This window comes from Oceanobacillus sp. FSL K6-2867 (genome assembly GCF_037963145.1).
Taxonomy (GTDB): domain Bacteria; phylum Bacillota; class Bacilli; order Bacillales; family Amphibacillaceae; genus Oceanobacillus.
Genome location: NZ_CP150144.1, coordinates 3,219,888 through 3,240,037 on the forward strand (window position 1 = coordinate 3,219,888; position 20,150 = coordinate 3,240,037).

Here is a 20,150-nt window from a genome sequence, read left to right on the forward strand (position 1 = left end):
CGGAAAGGGAGCAAATTGGATGAAAAAGTCATTAAAAAAGCTGTGGAAAATTGGAATAGTAATCGGGATAGCTCTAATTATAACTGCTTGTGGAAGTAATAACGAAGGGGAGGGAGGTTCTTCCTCTGGAAATACAACATTAAATTTCCCAACGGCAAGTACAACTGGCACCATTTATCCATTAGGTGCTGCTATGGCAAATATATGGAACAATGAAGTGGAAGGTATTCGCGTCAGTGCTCAAGGATCAAATGGCGGCGTGGAGAACTTGAATCTATTAAAAGAAGGAGAAGGTAAGATCACCTTCGCTACTGCAGGTATTGCTTGGGAAGCATATAACGGTGAACGTGGTTTCGAGGGCCGTGCATACGAGGATGTTCGTGTCTTGGCTGGGCTATATTATAATCCGAACCAGTTCGTTATTCGAGAGGATTCCGGTGTTGAGTCTATCGCAGATCTGGAAGGGCGTAAATTTGCACCAGGAGCTGTGGGGAGTACACCAGAAGTAGAATCAAGCATTATTCTTCCTGCCTATGGGATTGACTATCCTGAAGGTATTGAGGAAAACTTCATTGGATTTACGGAAGCGATTGATTTAATGAGAAATAAACAAATCGACGGGGCTTTAATTCAAGCTGGACTTCCGACCGCTGCAGTGACAGAAATGACGGCCACTGCTGGTGGCAAGCTAATTGGTATTGATGAGGAAATACGTGAATCCTTAATAGAAGAATATCCTTGGTATTCCAATGTAACAATTCCGGCTGGTACATATGAAAACCAGGAGGAAGATGTGGATACGCTTGGTATTAAAATGTTGCTGTTAGTTGATGCATCAGTCGATGATGAACAAGTCTATGAAATGACAAAGGTTTTCTGGGAAAATCTTGATCAATTAGAAGAAACACATCCGATTGTAGGACAGATTGATATTGATGAAGCAACAGCAGACCTTTCGGGGATACCGCTCCATGATGGGGCAAAACAATATTATAAAGAAGAGAATGTGTTTACAGAGGAATAAAATAAAAACAGGTGATTCGTCTGTGGGCGTTCACCTGTTTTGGTATGTGTTTGTTATCAGGTGGTCTTTGTTAGTTGATTTCTGTTCAATTATTGTAAGTTATATTGAAAGCGATTTCGTATTAATGCAGAAAATAGATTACTAAACCAAAGGAGGAAGCAGGATGATTTTTTCTATAGTAAATCCAAATGATACATGGATACTTTGGGGTTTTTTAGCAGGCTGGGCTGCTGTAAGCATCTATTTAGAACAACAATATAAATGGGCATCAAAGCTTTCCGGAGCGATTATCGCACTGATTGGTGCTATGTTATTAGCAAATTTTAATGTCATCCCAACTGAGTCCCCGGTTTATGACACGGTTTGGTCTTATGTAGTACCTCTTTCTATTCCGTTATTATTATTCCGTTCAAACATCTTCAAAATATGGAATGAAAGTGGCAGGTTACTGATTATGTTCCTTTTAAGTTCAATTGGAACAGTAGCAGGTGCCATTGTTGGCTTTTTCCTCTTAAAGGATATTATTCCTGGTCTTAATAAGATTGCAGGAATGATGACAGGATCATACATTGGTGGTGGTGTAAACTTCGCAGCATTATCGGGACGATTCGATGTTCCAGGTGAAACGGTTTCCGCTACTGTTGTGGCAGACAATATGCTGATGGCTTTGTATTTTCTCGTTTTAATTCTCATACCATCACTGTCATTCTTTAGAAACCGATTCAAAACCCCATATATGGATGAACTGCAAAAAGGAGCTGATAAAGAAGAAAATCCTGCAGAAACCTATTGGAAAAGAAAAGATATGTCTTTAAAGGACATCGCACTGGCAGTTGGTACTGCTTTCGTTATAGTAGCTGTATCATTTAAGCTTGCTGAAATATTGGCGGGAATCATCCCTTCTGGTGAGAATGTGAATTTTGTCTGGAATGTATTAAATGGAATCTTAGGTGACCCTTACTTAATGTTGACTACAATTACGATGCTTCTCGTAACGTTCATTCCACGTTATTTCGAAAATATAAATGGTGCACAGGAAATTGGAACTTATTTAATTTATATTTTCTTTGTTGTTATTGGTGTTCCAGCATCACTTCCATTAATTTTACAGCATGCCCCACTCATTCTAGTCTTTGTAACGATTATGGTGTTTATTAATATGTTATTATCTTTTACGTTTGGTAAACTGTTTAAATTCTCATTAGAAGAAGTTATCCTTACAAGCAATGCGAATATTGGCGGACCAACTACTGCAGCAGCAATGGCAATATCCAAGGGATGGACAAAATTAGTTGGCCCCATCCTGCTTGTAGGCACGTTAGGCTATATCATCGGGAACTATGCCGGTGTCGCTATCGGTTCCTGGTTTGGTGGATTTTAATAGACAAAGGCGCAGTCTGCATTCACCTGTTATAACGGGTCAATGCAGAAATTGAGCGCGGTATTCTTCCAGTTGGTTGTGAATATATCTGACTAGACCTTAATCCTGCCGATTAAGGTTATCGCCTTTAACTGACCATTTTTTCAACGTTCAATTTCATTTAAGAGAGATTAATAAACGCGCTCAAAAAAATTCTGATACTTTACAAAACTCTTATTTACTAAATTATCGCACTATGGTATACTCTTATAAATTTACAATTGTCGACAGGCGACAATCGACAAAGATAGGAGCTGCCTATGTTAAAAATTGATAGAAAGGATCCATTATATCTCCAAGTATATGAACAGTTGAAGCAACATATTTTGAGCCAAAATTGGAAACCTGGTGAAAAAGTAATCGAGTCGAAAATTGCTGCAGAGCTTAAATTGAGCAGAAGCCCGGTAAGGGAAGCATTACGTATTTTGGAACATGAAGGTCTTCTTACTAAGAAGGATCAAAATCTATACATATACCATCCCTCTGTAGAAGATATTATTGAGCTTTATCAGCTGCGTTACAGCTTGGAGGCGCTTTCCTGCTATTTAGCTGCCGAAGCTGCAAATGAAGAAGAGCTAGCTTATCTAAAAGAAATCATTTTGATGACAGAATCAGCTTTAGAAAAAGGTAATAAGCAGGAAATATACGAGTGGAACACGCTGTTTCATGAAACAATCATTGGTGCCTCGAAAAATAAACATTTAATAACAGTCATGGATAGTTTACAAGCTAAAGTTCTTTATTGCAGAAATGTGTTAGTCCAGTTTGATTATATGCGTGTGGATAGTTTTATCCAAGAACATATAGCGATTTATGAATCGATCCGTGAGCAAAAAAAGGAGGAGGCCAAACGTTTAATGGAAACACATATACAGAAGGATTTGGATCGAATAATAGCTTTATTTCCTAATCAAACACTAACAGGAGGCTTGCGACATGAAAATTAAGTTAATACTGATGTTATCTGTGATTACGCTGGTAATCTCGGCTTGCGATAGTCCTACAGCAAGTTCAAAGGAAGATAAATTATCGCTTGTTTTCGCAACAACGATGGATGATTCAGGTATTGATAAAAAGATAAAGGACTTTTTCGGTGATAAAATAACTGAATTGAGTGACGACTCGATCGAAATTGAATTTTACATGAATGGTCAATTAGGTGGAGAGCGAGAGGCTTTGGAACAAATGAATATGGGCGAGATTGATATCGGCTATAGTGTATTGCAGGCCGAACTGTATTTCCCAGAGTATAATGCAATTTCTATCCCATTTTTGTTTGAGGATCTTGATTCCATGAGAGAATTTATGGACGGCAAGGTAGGGGATGAAATCAAAGAAATTGCAAGGGAATCAGGTGGTATCATTCCAATGGGGCTGCACGGTTATGGGGCACGTTGGACAACATCGAATGTTCCATTCTCGAGCATCGAGGAATTAAAAGGATTGAAAATCAGAATGCCTGAAATTGAATGGTGGGTCGATGTATGGGCAGAATTAGGAGCACTTCCGACACCGATTGCCGCTACAGAAATTGTATCTGCATTACAGACAGGGACTGTGGATGCGCAGGAGAATTTCCTTACAAACATCGCCGGTCGGCAAATGTGGGATTATCAGAAATACCTGATGAAGACAGAACATATCCAACTGTTTCAGCAATGGGTTGTCAGTGAGGAAACATGGGAGAATAAGCTAAATCCAGAGCAGCAAGAAATCGTCTCCCAGGCAATCGATGAAACGCTCGCATATGCAGATGAAATTGTTGCCGAAAGTAATGCGGCTTTTCTTGAAGAAATTGAAGCTAATGGCATGGAGATTATTTATCCGGACCAAGAAGAACTGCGGGAAAAAGCACAGCCGGCAATTCAAGAGATAATTGAGAATGAATTAGCTCCCGGTGTATATGAAGAAGTTCAGAGAATAATAGAGAAATAGAATGGTAGATTGTGAGGAGGGGAATACATGCTACAACTTTATAGGAGAGCAATGGCAGGCATTGCATTTGTGATTGAACATTTAGCAACAATCTTATTTATCTTGTTTTTTATTGTCGTAATCTTGCAAGTGTTCTTTCGTTTTGTTTTGAACATGCCATTAACATGGAGTGAAGAAGCTTCCAGATATTTAAATCTATGGTCGGTATTGCTTGGTGCTGCACTTGCAGTAAAATACAAAGATCATTTAAGAGTAGATTTAATCGACGGATTGGTAAAAAAATGGCCATATAGGGCACAGATAGGGTTTTATATGTTTACCACAGTTATTTCAGTGCTGGTGGTGCTGAGTTTTCTGACGGGCAGTATAAAAATGACGATTGATCGCTGGCATATCCCATTAACGATGGTACCGATATCGCAGGGCATCCTGTACCTGGCTCTATTCGTTAGTTCGTTATTTATGTTAGGTTTCTTTGCATATCACCTCGTTCGTTATTTCATCGATTTTAAAAGAAATGAAGGCGGTGATGTTAAATGATAATGTTGATTATGCTGCTCACTTTAGTAATCGCATTGATCATTGGTATTCCAGCTGTTTTTTCAATGGGTATCGCTACTCTTATCTATTTTCTGCTGGATAGAGGGTTATTTGCAATTCCAGATATCCTGATCGCTCAACGGACAGTCTTTGGGCTAGATAGTTTTACATTGCTGGCAATTCCGTTATTCCTGTTGGTCGGAAAGGTCATGAACGAATCCAATGTGACGACGCGCTTATTTGATTTTGCAAAAGCATTGGTAGGTCATCTGAAGGGCGGAATGGGACAGGTAAATATTTTGGCAAGTGTCATTTTTGCTGGTATGAGTGGATCTGCAACAGCTGATGCTGCAGGACTTGGTGCAGTCGAAATCAAGGCAATGACAGATGCTAAATATCCGAAACGATTTTCTGCAAGTATTACAGCAGCATCTTCTTTAATCGGACCAATCATACCACCTAGTATTCCTGTTGTGCTTTATGCAATTATTGCAAGTGTATCCGTAAATAAGCTGTTAATTGCGGGGATTATTCCAGGGATATTGATGGCTGCTTCTTTAAGTATTTTTGTAGCAATTCAAGCAACCCGCAATAATTTTCCTACAGAAGCGAGAGCATCTTTAAAGAGAATAGCAATTACTGCTAAAAGGGCATTTCTGCCAGTATTAACACCTGTTATTTTAATTGGTGGCGTGCTGACAGGTGTATTTACTGCAACAGAAGCGGCAGCGGTTGGAGCATTGTATGCCATTATTTTATCAACTGTCATTTACAGAACGATTACACTGCCGCATTTATACCGTATTTTCAAACATACGATGCGTGATAGTGCGGTAATTATGATTATTCTTGGGGTAGCGAATATATTTGCATGGATTCTCATTCGTGAGCGCGTTCCAGTTACGTTTGCAAGTGCAATTACAGCTATCACAGATAACTATTATTTTGTAATGGGTCTGTGTCTTGTGTTTCTGCTTTTATTAGGGATGTTTCTGTCATCCATCGTCTCTATTACGATTGCAACGCCTGTGTTAGTTCCGCTGATTATGGAAGTGGGAGGAGACCCGCTTCACTTTGGAATTATCATGATTGTTGCGCTGATGATTGGTGAAATTACACCGCCTTTTGGTATGGTGCTGTTTGCTATTACAAGGGTCGGAAATATACCGTTTATTGAATTGGTCCGGGGTGTCGTGCCTTATATCATCCCAATTTTAATATTAATTGTCATACTTATTATTTTCCCATCGCTTGTTACATTCTTACCTGATTTATTCCTTGGATGAATGGAGATGAAATGATTGATACATGAAAAAGTAATGCTTACTGATGTTACAGGCAGAGATGGTTTTCAGATGGAAGATTGGATTGAAACAGAGGAGAAAATCATTATTATTAATGAAATTATTGCTGCTGGTGTGAAACGAATCGAGGCAACCTCCTTCGTTTCACCAAAGGCAGTTCCTCAATTGAAGGATGCAAAAGAAGTAATGAAACATATTAATCGCGAGAATGTAAATATTATTGCGCTCATTCCCAATGTAAAAGGTGCAGAATTTGCCTTGGAGTCGAGCGTGGATGAGGTAAATGTAGTTGTTTCAGTCAGTGAAACACATAATCGAAAAAACGTAAAGAAGTCGGTAGATGAATCACTAGAAGGGATCATTGAAATCTATCGATTAGTGGAATCAGCAGGTAAAAAGGTGAATGTTGGATTAGCAACAACTTTCGGCTGCCCATTTGAAGGGATATATGAAGTGAATCGGGTTACGGAGGTTATGAAAAAGCTGACAGCCAATGGTTTAAGCAGCTTCATGCTTGCGGATACGACGGGTATGGCAAATCCATTACAGGTCTCCAATTTTATAAAAAGTCTGAAAGGTGCCTTTCCAAGTACAGACCTTAGTTTGCATCTTCATAACACGAGGGGGATGGGACTGGCAAACATACTTGCTGGTTACCATTCAGGAATCCGAAGCTTTGATGCGTCCCTTGGGGGAATTGGCGGCTGCCCATTTGCACCAGGGGCAACTGGAAATGTGGCCTTGGAAGATGTTGCACATATGTTTTACCAGATGAACATCCCTATAGATCCCAATCTGACTAAATTGATAAGGGCTGCCAAGAAGCTGGAAGAGGTATTGGGATATAAGCTTCCAGGACAGGTCATGAAGGCAGGTCTATCAACTGATCTGCATCAAGCATAATAGAGGGGAGATAGGAATAATGTCGTTAAATAATATGAAAGAAAACAAACCATTGCAAGATATTAAAGTTCTGGAATTTGGGTCCTTTATTGCTGGACCCTTTTGTACGAGATTAATGGCTGACTTTGGAGCAGAAGTAATTAAGATTGAATCTCCAACGAGCGGTGATCCTTTACGAAATTGGGGATCGGCTAAGTACAAGGGCGAATCATTATGGTGGCCAATTCAAGCAAGAAATAAAAAATGCATTACCTTAAATTTAAAGGAAAATAAAGGACAGGAAATAGCGAAGAAGTTAGTAAAGGAAGCGGATATCGTCGTAGAAAACTTTCGTCCTGGTACGATGGAAAAATGGGGACTGGGCTATGATGATTTAAAGGAAATTAATCCTTCTCTTATAATGGTTCGCATTTCTGGATTTGGTCAAACCGGACCATATAAAGATAAGGCAGGGTTTGGCAGTGTCGGCGAAGCGATGGGTGGGCTGAAACACATTACAGGCTATCCGGATAGACCACCTACTCGTGTTGGGGTTTCCATTGGGGATTCGTTAACAGCCATGTTTGGTGTAATAGGTGCTCTCATCGCGCTGCATCATCGGAATCAATCCCCGGATAGGCGTGGGCAATTAGTGGATACAGCATTATATGAATCTGTTTTTGCGATCATGGAAAGCAGTTTAACGGAATTTATGAAGGTTGGTGCTATCAGGCAACGTACGGGAACTATTTTGCCGGGGGTGGCACCGACTAATAATTATCCAACTAAATCAGGAAAATGGATTGTAATTGGTGCAAATGCAGACAATATTTTCAAGCGATTAACGAAAGTAATGGATCGAGAAGAACTGTCAGAAGACGATAAGTTTTCAAGTCATAATGCACGTGGTGCAAATCAAGAAGAACTTGACAACATTATTTCGAAATGGACAGTTCAGTACGAGTTAGATGAGTTGACAGAAATGCTGGATCAAGCGGGAGTTCCAGCTGGCGGTATCTATACGGCGGAAGATATCGCGAACGATATCCATTACCAAATGCGGGATATGATTCTGCAAATTACAGACAAGAAACTTGGCGAACTCCATATGCCGGGTATTGTGCCTAAACTGAGTGAGACTCCTGGTACTGTCGATTGGACAGGACCGGAGCTTGGGGAACATAATGAGGAAGTATATAAAAATATATTGGGCTATAATAATAAAGACTATGAAGAATTGAAAGAAAAAGGGGTTATTTAACAATGTAAAGGGGCAGATACAAAGCCTATGAAAGTAGTTAAGTGTGGTACCTTATCATTCTGCTGGAGGTACCACATTTTTAATTTTTGTTCCTAAATCTTAGATAAGTTTTTAACTAAAACAAAAACACGTTAATCTCCTATTTTGTTTAATTTTGTATTGCCTGATAAACAAAGAAGAAGCGTAGGACTCGTTGGAAGCAAAGATATTAGGTATGTCAAACTCGAAAATGTAAACGCTTCAAAATGGATAGTCAAAAAATATAGAAGATATGGTATCATACAGTAAAAAACATCATTTTTTACTTCAAAGTACAACGATTAGGTATTGTTCACTTGTTTTTATTTTGCTGGCTTAAGGAGAGGGAGACAAATGAAAGGAAAGGTCTCTTTACAAACTAAGATTCTTGTACTGATTATCAGTTTAGTAGTTATGATTACTTTATTATTAACAGGGATTTTCTCTTATTATGAATTTAATGATACTAAAAAGGAAATCGGCGAAAAAGCATTGGAATCAGCAAATGTCATTACACGATTACCAACATTAATTAATGCATTCTATACAGAACAGCCTGAACAAATTATACAGCCGCTAATAGAAGAAATTATACAATATACAGGTGCAGAATTTATCGTTGTAGGTAATACCGATAGTATTCGTTATGCACATCCAGACCCGAATAAAATTGGTGAAAAAATGGTCGGTGGAGATAACGATCAGGCATTAATTCACGGTGAAGCGTACATATCAGAAGCAGTTGGCAGTCTGGGTCCGTCGTTAAGAGGAAAAGCACCCATTATAGGGATGAATGGTGAAATTGTTGGTATTGTCTCAGTTGGTTTTATGATTCAAGACATTCAGTCAATCATTTATAAAAGGCTATTAAAAATCAGTCAAACGTCGTTAGCTGTAAACCTTATTGGAATTTTGGGAGGTATTTTGCTAACGAGAAACATCAGAAAAGATACAATGGGACTGGAGCCATATGAGATTGCAGGCTTATTTCGGGAAAGAGACGCTATTCTTTCTTCTGTTCATGAAGGAATTATTGCAGTGAATCAGAAGGGAGAGATTTCTCTGATGAATAACTCGGCTAAGAAGCTGGCAGGGAGTTGTGAAGAAGGGACTTTATCGTTTGAGCAAATGTTTCCGCATATAGATAGAAATAGAATTATAGAGGAAGCGAATGGTCTTAAGAATATAGAAACAACCGTTAATGAAAGAAATGTTATCGTTAATTCAACAACGATGATGGAGGATGAAGAAGTTGTTGGGGCTGTCGTAAGTTTTCGTGATAAAACGGATTTAAAGGAGCTCGTTAATACTTTATCTGAAGTCAGAAAGTACTCAGAGGACTTACGAGCACAAACGCATGAATACACAAATAAACTATATGTGATTTCTGGTTTATTGCAGCTCGGAAATTTTGATGAGGCCATTGAATTAATCCAAACAGAGTCGGAAATAACAAAGAATCAGAATCGAATACTATTTGAGCAAATTAAAGATCCAACAATTCAAGCGATTGTTTTAGGTAAAATTGGACTGGCTTCAGAAAATAAAATCGATTTAATAATTGAACCGAATTGTAATTTAGACAAGGTCCCCGATTTTATTGAACCGGCACAGTTAATTACGATTATTGGGAATTTATTAGATAATGCAATCGAAGCGGTAAAGGGTATACCGCATGGGAGAGTTGTTTTTTCTGCAACAGATTTAGGTAATGATATTGTCGTTGAAGTTTCTAATAATGGGGAAATCATTCCAGATAACATCATGATGCAATTATTTCAGAGAGGTTTTTCAACGAAGCAAAAGCAAGGAAGAGGTTATGGGTTATCGATTGTAAAAGATACATTGGACGATTTAAATGGACAGATTATAGTGCAAAATCAACCAATTGGTGGTGTTGTTTTCTCTATTTTCATACCAAAATACCAGCACTTGTCTGAGAAGAAAGGTGTGTAGTTATCGTGATTCAAATACTTATTATTGAGGATGATTATCGGTTAGCAGATATCCATCAGCGATTTTTGATGGAAGTAGACTATGTGAATATAGTTGGAAAAGCATTGACAGGAAAGGAAGCAATTGATTTAGCTTCAAAAAATGATATTGACCTCGTTTTATTGGATTTATATTTGCCGGATATGATGGGGGTTGAGGTTTTACAAGAACTAAGGAAGCATCAAGAAGATGTTGATTTTATTATTATTTCGGCTGCTTCTGAGAAAGAGACTGTTGGCAAAGTAATTCGCAGCGGGGTTTTTGACTATATTATAAAGCCTGTCATCAAAGAAAGGTTAGTAAACACGATAGAACGTTATAAAAGCTTACAAAGTAAATTGGTGGAACAAGCTAATGTTGAACAAGGAGTTCTAGATCACTATTTTGGTGTCTCGGCAGGCAAAGAGTTAGAAGCATTGAAACCTACCCCAAAAGGCATTGATCCACTAACATTAGAAAAAGTTAAAGAAATTATCGCAGAAATTCAACAAGGAATATCAGCAGAAAAAATGGGGGAAAAAATAGGTGCATCAAGAACAACTGCAAGAAGATATTTAGAATTCTTAATTGCACAAGGTGAAATTACTGCTGATTTGGAATATGGAACAATTGGCAGGCCCGAAAGAATTTATTATCAAAAGGATATAAGCTGAGGTAAAGGAGGCAATAAAATGTTGTAAATAACTCTCTCTGGAAATATACTTCGCCCATTCAAAGGCATAGGTGAGCCCCTTTGTCGGTGTCACACCTATGCCTTTCCTCCCGCAGTAGTCTATGTATATTTCCTACGCTGTGCATCGTCCGTCTTTAACATGAAACACTTTCGTTATACCCCAGTCTCTTATTCCCTCTTATAAGAAGTAGTCATTTTCCCACGCACATCCATGAACAATATGAACAGAATATTTTTAATAAATTAATTGACCATTAATATGAAAACGTTTACAAAGTAGGAGGAAATATCTATATTGAAAAGTAAGTCCTATATAAGTACTTACTTCAAACAAAAAGAGGGGGAGAATAATGAGAAGGAATCTACTATTTTTAATTCTATTGATGATGGCATTCATTGTTGCTTGCAGTGCCGGAGAAGATGCTGCTGAAACTTCAGGAACAGCTTCTGAATCAGACGACTGGAAGCCGGAAGAGGCAATTGAATTTGTCGCACCAGCAGGAGCAGGTGGCGGATGGGATACTACTGCACGAATGGCAGCACAAGTATTCTCGGAAGAAGGAATTATTGATCAAAGTATTGGTGTTGTGAATAAAGAAGGTGGCGGAGGAGCAGTAGGCTGGTCATATATTGCTAACTTTGATGGGAATCCTCACAAGCTTTTTGTTGCATCGCCACCGATTATTTTCATTCCTTTAAATGGCCAATCGGAATATGGTCATGAAGATTTCACACCAATTGCGAATCTAATTGCAGATTATGCAGCATTTGCCGTTCGTGAAGATGCTGAGTGGGAAAGTATGAATGATTTATTTGATGATATGAAAGAGGATCCTGCAAGCATTACAGTGGTAGGAGCGTCCTCACCAGGAAGTATGGATCACATGCAGTTTGTACAGATTGCTAAGGCAGCGGGTGTTGACATTACCAAAATTAAATATGTCTCTGCTCAAGACGGTGGAGGATTGACACAATTATTAAATGGCAGTGTAGATGTATATTCTACGGGTGTAGCTGAGACGGTGGAACAAGTAAAGGCAGGTAATATTAAAGTATTAGGTGTATCTTCTGAAGAAAGATTAAAAGGAGAAGTATTAGAGGACTTTCCAACTATGATTGAACAAGGTATTGATGAAACATTTGTTAATTGGAGAGGTTTCTTTGGCCCGCCGAATATGGATCCCGAAGCTCTAGCATATTATGAAGCTAAATTTAAAGAATTAAGTGATTCAGAGGCTTTCGCGGAAATTCGCGATCAATTTGGCTGGGAAGAACAATATTTAAACAGTGAGGAATATAGTCAGTTCCTTGATGAACAAAAAGAGAGTCTAGGAGAATTAATAGAAGAACTTGGTCTAGGAAATTAACATAAACTTGAAGTCAATGGCTCAGGTCATTGACTTCGATTTCTATACAATCCGTATTAGCAATGTGATAAGGAAGTGAGAGGATGTTAAAAACTGTTAATCAAAAAGTCAGCCTCGTACTTTTGGCTATTGGTGCAGGTTATCTTATATTAGCTTATCAAATTCCTTCGTACCCATATACACAAGTAGATGCAGACGTTATTCCAAAAGTTTTAGGATATTTGTTGATTTTCCTTTCTGTACTTTTGTTTTTGTCAAAAGACTCGGAAACTGAGGAACAAAAAGCAAGGAGAAAGATACCTAAAAAAGAAGTTGGGATGCTGCTCGGTGTCGGTGGAATGATACTGTTTTATATTATGCTTTTAGAAATATTAGGATTTGTAGTTGTAACAGCTTTATTTATTTTCGTTTGTTCACGGTTTTTAGGCTATAAAAATCATTTAGTGAATGGACTTGTTTCTGTTCTATTTCCTATCATTTTGTATCTGATGTTTACAGAATTATTGAAGATTAGTTTACCAAGCGGAGTATTGCCTTTTTAAGGAGGGGGAACTATGGGATCATTAGAAGGAATAATTACAGGGTTTCAGACAGCCTTTAGTATAGAGGCAATTTTATTTGTCATGTTAGGTGTATTTGTAGGTACCATTATTGGAATGTTGCCTGGTTTAGGCCCCATTAGTGCAATCGCTGTTATGATTCCGATGACGTTCGGAATGGATCCTAGTACTGCATTAATTATGATGGCTGGCGTTTATTACGGAGCAATATTCGGTGGCTCCACATCATCTATTCTGCTTAATGCGCCGGGAGTTTCGGGTGTAGTTGCTACTGCATTTGATGGGTATCCGATGGCGCAGCAGGGAAAAGCGGGAAAAGCACTTGCAATTTCAGCGATTGCTTCATTTGTCGGTGGAACGGTCAGTGTTATCTTATTAATGCTATTCGCTCCCCTGCTTGCAAATGTAGCGATTTCTTTTGGACCTCCAGCCTATTTTGCTTTAATGGTTTTAGGTTTAACAGCAATAGCGAGCTTGTCAGAAGGGTCAACCATTAAAGCTTTAATTGCAGCCGTTGCTGGATTTATGGTTGTTACAATTGGAATTGATCCACAGACAGGTACACAGCGCTATACATTTGGCAATATAAATTTGCTTGAGGGCATAGATTTTCTGGTCATTGCATTGGGGTTATTTGCCATTGCGGAAGTTTGTTCCTTAGTATTAAATCGTAAGGATCAATCCATGAGAAATGCACATAACATAGGAAGTTTAAAGCTTACGAAACAAGATTTCAAAGAAATGTCCGGACCGATGTCTAGACAATCGTTTCTCGGTTTTATTATTGGAGTGTTACCAGGAGCTGGTGCGACAATAGCTTCCTTTATTGCTTATATATCAGAGAAACGAATAGCTAAGAAGCCAGAAGAGTTTGGAAAAGGCTCGATAAAAGGATTAACTGGTCCTGAAACCGCAAATAATGCTGCAACAAGTGGTGCTTTCGTTCCCTTATTGAGCTTAGGAATTCCAGGATCAGGTACAACTGCAGTTATGCTCGGTGCGTTTTTAGTGCTCGGTGTACAACCTGGTCCCATGTTAATGACAGAACGCCCTGAAATTTTTTGGGGAGTTATCGCGAGTATGTATATCGGTAATATCTTCTTGCTTATTTTAAATCTACCGTTAATCCCTTATTTTGCAAAGGTATTAAAGATACCTAGACCATTACTTATTTCACTGGTTATTATCTTTAGTATGATTGGTGTTTATGCAATAAGTTTTAATACGTTTGATTTGTATATGCTTTTACTATTTGGATTAATTGGCTTTATCATGAGGCTGTTTGCTTTCCCAGCACCGCCATTTATATTGGCATTTATTTTAGGTGGGATGATGGAGCAGTCATTCAGACAATCATTAACAATTTCAAATGGAGATGTAATGATTTTCTTAACAAATCCAATCTCATTAGCACTATTAATTCTGTCACTGCTTTCATTTGTTTTCCCATTAATAGGGCAATTACGTAAGAGAAAAGGGTAGTTGAACGTGAAGAATAGCTTTTTAAAATTGGGTTATCGTCATAATTTCATCAGCTTCATTGGCTTGTTATTGATTGGTTTAGGGCTTTTCCGAACGTCCTTTCTTCATCATTTTTCTTTAGAACAGCAATTAACACTTTTACTTTTGCTGATAGCGATTTATATATGGATTACCACTCCAATTCCGACAGCTGCAAGTAGTTTACTCATTCTGTCACTCATGATTTTATTTAATTTAGTAGATTCTGTTGAAGAAGCATTAGCTGGCTTTTTAACACCAGCTTTGTATTTCATACTAGTCCTATCTTTAATAAGTAAAGCATTAGTGCGAGTAGAAGTTGATCAAGTATTTGCTAGATTACTTATTAAGTTCAGTAAAGGTGGTCCTCATTTTGTGATAGTAGGACTGCCTATTGTCATTTTAGTTATGCCTATTTTGCTTCCTTCCGCAGTTGCGAGATTTAAAATGATGCTTCCCCTGATGAATAGCTTGAATCATTTTTATGGGTATGAAAATAAGAGCATTTTTCATAAATACAGTGTTTTTCTCATTGGTATGGTTAATCAAAATGCCACACTCGTCATTTTTACAGGTGGTGGATTTCCGATTCTGGCTCACCAGCTTTTAAAGGATTATCAGGTTGCAAATCTTAGCTGGTTAGAGTGGATACTCCTGCTGGCGCCACCGTTATGGATAGGATCTATTCTTATGGTGCTGTATATCTGGAGTTATTTAAAGCACCTACATTCAAATGATTTAAAGCAAGCTACTGCGACTTTAACTGACCATAAGCTCGAATCTGGAGAAAAGAAATTACCTTTTAAGTTTTGGATAACATTGTTTAGTTTCTTCATGATGATCCTTGTTTGGATTTTTACAGATGAAGAAAAAGTACCGCTTATTTTACCGCCTATGCTGTTAATTGCATTTTATGCTATTCCAAAAATGGGGTTATTTACGAATAAAATGGTTCGGGGGTACGACTGGGAGAATTTCCTTATGCTCGGAGTGTCTTTTTCGTTAGGAATGTTACTGATGAAGAACGGGACAGCTGAAGCTATTGCAAATCTTTTAGTTGCGCTAATACCGGCTAATGCAGGGATGATAATGAAAGTAATTGTTATTGCAGTTATTATATTTATTTTACGCTTTTGTTTTATTGTTCCTTCTGCAGCTTTGGTTGTTATTTTTCCTATCGTTATGTCTTACTCAGAATTACTTGGAATCGAACCATTGCAATTAGCATTATTAGTGATTCTAATCGTGGGTAGCATGATGGTTCTCCCTATTCACTCAACGACAACATATTTAGCTTTTGAAACTGGAATTCTTTCAAAAAAAGAGCAATATAGTATCGGACTGGTGTTTAGCATTGTCTTTATGATGATTTCAATTTTATCAGCATTATATTATTGGTAGAGAGGAATAAAAAAATGATACAAAAAAGATTCGTTACTAGCAGGAATCCTATTAGAATATGTAGTTGAGACTATTATGATTGTCGCCGTGAACAAGTGATAGATATTACTCCTGAAACAACCATGAACGAGCAAAAGAAAGATTGATGGTTGCCTCCAGTCAAATCCCAAACCCATCCATCACTCTCTCATTTTATCCTGAAGGAATTTATCCAGGGTCTTTCGAAGCACTACGAATTTCTTGGATTTCCATACATTTCTTTATCTTGCAATTTACAGTCATTTAATAGATTTCCCCTATAATTAAAGATAAATACGGATAAAGGGAGAGGTTCTAATGATGATACGAAAACTTACGGTTTTAGCATTGTCGGCAATTTTCTTTATGTCTCTGTTTACAGTTCCTGTATTCGCATCCAATGGTAAGAGTGAAATGGTTAATGTCGCACATCGTGGTGCATCAGGACATGCCCCGGAAAACACAATGGCTGCATTTGAAAGGGCATTTGAGATGAAAGCTGATTATATAGAAATTGATGTGCAAATGACTCGGGATGGAAGGTTAGTAGCTATCCATGATACAACTGTAAATCGTACAACAAATGGTAATGGATTTGTTGGAGATTATACACTTGAAGAAATTCAGCAATTAGATGCCGGTAGCTGGTTTAGCGAAGAGTTTGCAGGTGAACGAATTCCTGCATTTGAGGAAGTAATCGATGAATATCGCGGAAAGATAGGAATGTTAATAGAATTAAAATCACCTGAATTGTATCCAGGTATGGAAGAAAAGGTAGCCGAAGCTCTGACCGAGCGTAATCTGCATAAGTCTAAGAATGGTAAAGTGATTATCCAGTCATTCAACCATGAATCGGTGCACCAATCAAAGGAACTTCTTCCAAATATTCCTCATGGTGTCCTTGCTGGGGTAACATGGGCAGATGTCTCGGATGAACAGCTGGCACAATTTGCAACATATGCTGATTTTTTCAATCCGAATATGAATATCGTGACAGATGAGCTGGTAGAACGCGTTCATCTCGCTGATATGGAAATCTATGCTTACACTGTACGCACCCAGGAACAAGCCGATAACCTATTTGAACGTGAAGTTGATGGTATTATTACGGACTTTCCTGAATATGTTTATCCGCATCCCGTGAAGAATTAAGAAGTGACATTACAAGTGAGAAAACAAGGAGAGATAACCATGATAAAGAAATCATTTGCAGGAGCAGGCTTGAGTATTATTCTAGTATTTTCATTAATTGGTAATGTGTTTGCGGATGGTTATGGAAAAAAAGTAGATGTAAATGTAATGTCATACAATATGTACCATGGTGTTGGTCTTGATGGTGAATTAGATTTAGGGAGAATTGCTAAGGAAATTCAAGATGCAAATGCAGACATAATTGGACTCCAAGAGGTGGATCGTTTTTATGGAGATAGAAGTAATTTTCAGGATCAGGCAAAGGAATTAGCGAAATTATTAGGGTATCACTATATTTATGGAGCAAACCTGAATCTAGATCCAGCCGTGGGGCAAGAAAATAATCGACAATATGGAACAGCTATACTTAGTAAATATCCAATTATTGATTCAGAGAATATTTTCTTAAGCAGCTTCGGAAATGAACAACGAGGTATTCTGCGGACAACAATTAACGTTAAAGGAGTACATCTTAATTTTTATAATACACATTTAGGCTTAAGTGCTGCTGAAAGAATTGCACAGGTTGAAGAAATAATTGATTTAAAATCTTCTTTTGAGGGACCAAGCGTGTTAGTAGGTGATTTAAATGCTGAACCGGACAGTGAAGAATTCTACACGTTACTAAACGCGGGTAATTTCACTGATACATTTGCCGGAATCGATAATGCGAATACATTCCCAGTGGTTAATCCAAATAAAAGAATTGACTATATTCTCACCTCACCAGATATTAAATCTGCAAATCAGAAGGTAATCAATTCCGAAGCATCAGATCATTTACCGTTAGTGACGGAAATAACGATACAGAGATAATATAACAGCACACTCATTTGATGAGTGTGCTGTTTTTCTGTTTGGTTTCCACATAAAAGTAAGCTAAAATCTATCATAAATACTTACAAAAAATATAAAACCTATAATAGTTTTGAACTAAAGCTTTCATTTATCCTTTAAGAATAGAATAGTAAGAAGGATAGCTATACTTTTCACGATAATTAATATTGCATTATTTAACCATGGGTTTGATAAGACTTCACCCCAAGAACTAAAAAAATAAAAAAGTGATTGACTTTTAGTTTAGTAGTGTGGTAAATTATTTCTTGTCGCTAAAAACGTTCAAAGCGATTAAGAAAATAATTAAAAAAGTGATTGACATCACAATATGATATGTGATAGACTAATAAAGTCGCTTTTGAAAAACGACAAACAAATTTGCTCTTTGAAAACTGAACAAAACAACCAGTATGTCAAGAAAAAGGAAACTCGTTTTTCTTTTTAAAACAAGTAGAAGTCAGCTTCTACAACAGCTAAGTATTACAAACTTTTTTGGAGAGTTTGATCTTGGCTCAGGACGAACGCTGGCGGCGTGCCTAATACATGCAAGTCGAGCGCAGGAAGCAAACTGACCCTCATCTGAGGTGATGTTTGTGGAATGAGCGGCGGACGGGTGAGTAACACGTGGGCAACCTGCCTGTAAGATCGGGATAACTCGCGGAAACGTGAGCTAATACCGGATAATACTTTTCATCTCATGGTGAGAAGATAAAAGACGGTTTCGGCTGTCACTTACAGATGGGCCCGCGGCGCATTAGCTAGTTGGTGGGGTAACGGCTCACCAAGGCGACGATGCGTAGCCGACCTGAGAGGGTGATCGGCCACACTGGGACTGAGACACGGCCCAGACTCCTACGGGAGGCAGCAGTAGGGAATCTTCCGCAATGGACGAAAGTCTGACGGAGCAACGCCGCGTGAGTGATGAAGGTTTTCGGATCGTAAAACTCTGTTGTTAGGGAAGAATAAGTTGGGTAGTAACTGACCCAGCCTTGACGGTACCTAACCAGAAAGCCACGGCTAACTACGTGCCAGCAGCCGCGGTAATACGTAGGTGGCAAGCGTTGTCCGGAATTATTGGGCGTAAAGCGCTCGCAGGCGGTCTTTTAAGTCTGATGTGAAAGCCCACGGCTTAACCGTGGAGGGTCATTGGAAACTGGAGGACTTGAGTACAGAAGAGGAGAGTGGAATTCCACGTGTAGCGGTGAAATGCGTAGAGATGTGGAGGAACACCAGTGGCGAAGGCGACTCTCTGGTCTGTAACTGACGCTGAGGAGCGAAAGCGTGGGTAGCGAACAGGATTAGATACCCTGGTAGTCCACGCCGTAAACGATGAGTGCTAGGTGTTAGGGGGTTTCCGCCCCTTAGTGCTGAAGTTAACGCATTAAGCACTCCGCCTGGGGAGTACGGCCGCAAGGCTGAAACTCAAAAGAATTGACGGGGGCCCGCACAAGCGGTGGAGCATGTGGTTTAATTCGAAGCAACGCGAAGAACCTTACCAGGTCTTGACATCCTCTGACAACTCTAGAGATAGAGCTTTCCCTTCGGGGACAGAGTGACAGGTGGTGCATGGTTGTCGTCAGCTCGTGTCGTGAGATGTTGGGTTAAGTCCCGCAACGAGCGCAACCCTTGATCTTAGTTGCCAGCATTTAGTTGGGCACTCTAAGGTGACTGCCGGTGACAAACCGGAGGAAGGTGGGGATGACGTCAAATCATCATGCCCCTTATGACCTGGGCTACACACGTGCTACAATGGATGGAACAAAGGGAAGCGAACCCGCGAGGTCAAGCCAATCCCATAAAACCATTCTCAGTTCGGATTGTAGGCTGCAACTCGCCTACATGAAGCCGGAATCGCTAGTAATCGCGGATCAGCATGCCGCGGTGAATACGTTCCCGGGCCTTGTACACACCGCCCGTCACACCACGAGAGTTGGTAACACCCGAAGTCGGTGAGGTAACCTTTTGGAGCCAGCCGCCGAAGGTGGGACTAATGATTGGGGTGAAGTCGTAACAAGGTAGCCGTATCGGAAGGTGCGGCTGGATCACCTCCTTTCTAAGGATTATTACGGAACCCTACGGGTTAAGGAAGGCCGATTAAGATCGCCACGTCCTGTGGCAACATCGGCATGACCTACATCCTGTAGGCCCGACATACTGTGTTGTTTGGTTCAGTTTTGAGAGAGCAAATCTCTCTATTTGTACCTTGAAAACTAAATAAGAGTAA

The 20,150-nt window shown here is 39.1% G+C and carries 16 protein-coding genes and 1 rRNA gene; all 17 read left to right on the forward strand.

Features of this window, described 5'->3' with window-relative positions:
* Window positions 1-19 precede the first annotated feature (19 nt).
* The gene (locus NSQ77_RS15560; protein ID WP_339226965.1) at window positions 20-1,024 is read left to right on the forward strand and encodes a TAXI family TRAP transporter solute-binding subunit; all 1,005 of its coding nucleotides are present in this window, start codon (window positions 20-22) and stop codon (window positions 1,022-1,024) included.
* 163 nt (window positions 1,025-1,187) lie between these two features.
* Window positions 1,188-2,405, forward strand: a complete 1,218-nt coding sequence (locus NSQ77_RS15565; RefSeq protein WP_339226966.1) for a DUF819 family protein — start codon at window positions 1,188-1,190, stop codon at window positions 2,403-2,405.
* A gap of 299 nt (window positions 2,406-2,704) precedes the next feature.
* Window positions 2,705-3,391: a GntR family transcriptional regulator gene (locus NSQ77_RS15570; protein WP_339226967.1), complete on the forward strand. Its 687-nt coding sequence runs from the start codon at window positions 2,705-2,707 to the stop codon at window positions 3,389-3,391.
* Window positions 3,381-4,379: a TRAP transporter substrate-binding protein gene (locus tag NSQ77_RS15575; protein WP_339226969.1), complete on the forward strand. Its 999-nt coding sequence runs from the start codon at window positions 3,381-3,383 to the stop codon at window positions 4,377-4,379. Before NSQ77_RS15570 ends, NSQ77_RS15575 begins: the two co-directional genes overlap by 11 nt.
* A gap of 27 nt (window positions 4,380-4,406) precedes the next feature.
* Window positions 4,407-4,919: a TRAP transporter small permease gene (locus tag NSQ77_RS15580; RefSeq protein ID WP_339226970.1), complete on the forward strand. Its 513-nt coding sequence runs from the start codon at window positions 4,407-4,409 to the stop codon at window positions 4,917-4,919.
* Complete coding sequence (locus NSQ77_RS15585) at window positions 4,916-6,205, forward strand: TRAP transporter large permease (protein ID WP_339226971.1); 1,290 nt, start codon at window positions 4,916-4,918, stop codon at window positions 6,203-6,205. Before NSQ77_RS15580 ends, NSQ77_RS15585 begins: the two co-directional genes overlap by 4 nt.
* 15 nt (window positions 6,206-6,220) lie before the next feature.
* On the forward strand, window positions 6,221-7,126 hold the full coding sequence (locus NSQ77_RS15590) for a hydroxymethylglutaryl-CoA lyase (protein ID WP_339226973.1): 906 nt from the start codon (window positions 6,221-6,223) through the stop codon (window positions 7,124-7,126).
* Window positions 7,127-7,160: 34 nt separating this feature from the next.
* Window positions 7,161-8,366: a CoA transferase gene (locus NSQ77_RS15595; RefSeq protein WP_339231035.1), complete on the forward strand. Its 1,206-nt coding sequence runs from the start codon at window positions 7,161-7,163 to the stop codon at window positions 8,364-8,366.
* 372 nt (window positions 8,367-8,738) lie between these two features.
* The gene (locus NSQ77_RS15600; RefSeq protein ID WP_339226974.1) at window positions 8,739-10,340 is read left to right on the forward strand and encodes a sensor histidine kinase; all 1,602 of its coding nucleotides are present in this window, start codon (window positions 8,739-8,741) and stop codon (window positions 10,338-10,340) included.
* A 5-nt stretch (window positions 10,341-10,345) separates the two neighbouring features.
* A complete protein-coding gene (locus NSQ77_RS15605) occupies window positions 10,346-11,032 on the forward strand; it encodes a response regulator (protein WP_339226975.1) in 687 nt (228 codons plus the stop codon).
* 370 nt (window positions 11,033-11,402) lie between these two features.
* A complete protein-coding gene (locus NSQ77_RS15610; RefSeq protein WP_339226976.1) occupies window positions 11,403-12,419 on the forward strand; it encodes a tripartite tricarboxylate transporter substrate binding protein in 1,017 nt (338 codons plus the stop codon).
* 83 nt (window positions 12,420-12,502) lie between these two features.
* Window positions 12,503-12,961 carry a tripartite tricarboxylate transporter TctB family protein gene (locus NSQ77_RS15615; RefSeq protein WP_339226977.1) on the forward strand — a complete coding sequence of 153 codons (459 nt, stop codon included), beginning with the start codon at window positions 12,503-12,505 and terminating at the stop codon, window positions 12,959-12,961.
* 12 nt (window positions 12,962-12,973) lie between these two features.
* Window positions 12,974-14,461, forward strand: a complete 1,488-nt coding sequence (locus NSQ77_RS15620) for a tripartite tricarboxylate transporter permease (RefSeq protein ID WP_339226978.1) — start codon at window positions 12,974-12,976, stop codon at window positions 14,459-14,461.
* A gap of 6 nt (window positions 14,462-14,467) precedes the next feature.
* Window positions 14,468-15,880 carry an SLC13 family permease gene (locus NSQ77_RS15625; protein ID WP_339226979.1) on the forward strand — a complete coding sequence of 471 codons (1,413 nt, stop codon included), beginning with the start codon at window positions 14,468-14,470 and terminating at the stop codon, window positions 15,878-15,880.
* A 339-nt stretch (window positions 15,881-16,219) separates the two neighbouring features.
* Window positions 16,220-17,050 (forward strand): glycerophosphodiester phosphodiesterase family protein, encoded by an 831-nt coding sequence (locus NSQ77_RS15630; RefSeq protein WP_339231037.1) that lies wholly within the window; start codon window positions 16,220-16,222, stop codon window positions 17,048-17,050.
* Between the two features lie 39 nt (window positions 17,051-17,089).
* Window positions 17,090-17,905, forward strand: coding sequence for an endonuclease/exonuclease/phosphatase family protein (locus tag NSQ77_RS15635; protein ID WP_339226980.1), 816 nt, complete (start codon window positions 17,090-17,092; stop codon window positions 17,903-17,905).
* 510 nt (window positions 17,906-18,415) lie between these two features.
* Window positions 18,416-19,979 (forward strand): 16S ribosomal RNA (locus tag NSQ77_RS15640).
* The last annotated feature ends 171 nt before the right edge of the window (window positions 19,980-20,150 follow it).

What these genes read in the sequence shown, in the direction of transcription:
- NSQ77_RS15560 (WP_339226965.1), top strand. Translation starts at nt 20, where the DNA reads ATGAAAAAGTCATTAAAAAAGCTGTGGAAAATTGGAATAGTAATCGGG.
- NSQ77_RS15565 (WP_339226966.1), top strand. Translation starts at nt 1,188, where the DNA reads ATGATTTTTTCTATAGTAAATCCAAATGATACATGGATACTTTGGGGT.
- NSQ77_RS15570 (WP_339226967.1), top strand. Translation starts at nt 2,705, where the DNA reads ATGTTAAAAATTGATAGAAAGGATCCATTATATCTCCAAGTATATGAA.
- NSQ77_RS15575 (WP_339226969.1), top strand. Translation starts at nt 3,381, where the DNA reads ATGAAAATTAAGTTAATACTGATGTTATCTGTGATTACGCTGGTAATC.
- NSQ77_RS15580 (WP_339226970.1), top strand. Translation starts at nt 4,407, where the DNA reads ATGCTACAACTTTATAGGAGAGCAATGGCAGGCATTGCATTTGTGATT.
- NSQ77_RS15585 (WP_339226971.1), top strand. Translation starts at nt 4,916, where the DNA reads ATGATAATGTTGATTATGCTGCTCACTTTAGTAATCGCATTGATCATT.
- NSQ77_RS15595 (WP_339231035.1), top strand. Translation starts at nt 7,161, where the DNA reads ATGAAAGAAAACAAACCATTGCAAGATATTAAAGTTCTGGAATTTGGG.
- NSQ77_RS15600 (WP_339226974.1), top strand. Translation starts at nt 8,739, where the DNA reads ATGAAAGGAAAGGTCTCTTTACAAACTAAGATTCTTGTACTGATTATC.
- NSQ77_RS15610 (WP_339226976.1), top strand. Translation starts at nt 11,403, where the DNA reads ATGAGAAGGAATCTACTATTTTTAATTCTATTGATGATGGCATTCATT.
- NSQ77_RS15615 (WP_339226977.1), top strand. Translation starts at nt 12,503, where the DNA reads ATGTTAAAAACTGTTAATCAAAAAGTCAGCCTCGTACTTTTGGCTATT.
- NSQ77_RS15620 (WP_339226978.1), top strand. Translation starts at nt 12,974, where the DNA reads ATGGGATCATTAGAAGGAATAATTACAGGGTTTCAGACAGCCTTTAGT.
- NSQ77_RS15630 (WP_339231037.1), top strand. Translation starts at nt 16,220, where the DNA reads ATGATACGAAAACTTACGGTTTTAGCATTGTCGGCAATTTTCTTTATG.
- NSQ77_RS15635 (WP_339226980.1), top strand. Translation starts at nt 17,090, where the DNA reads ATGATAAAGAAATCATTTGCAGGAGCAGGCTTGAGTATTATTCTAGTA.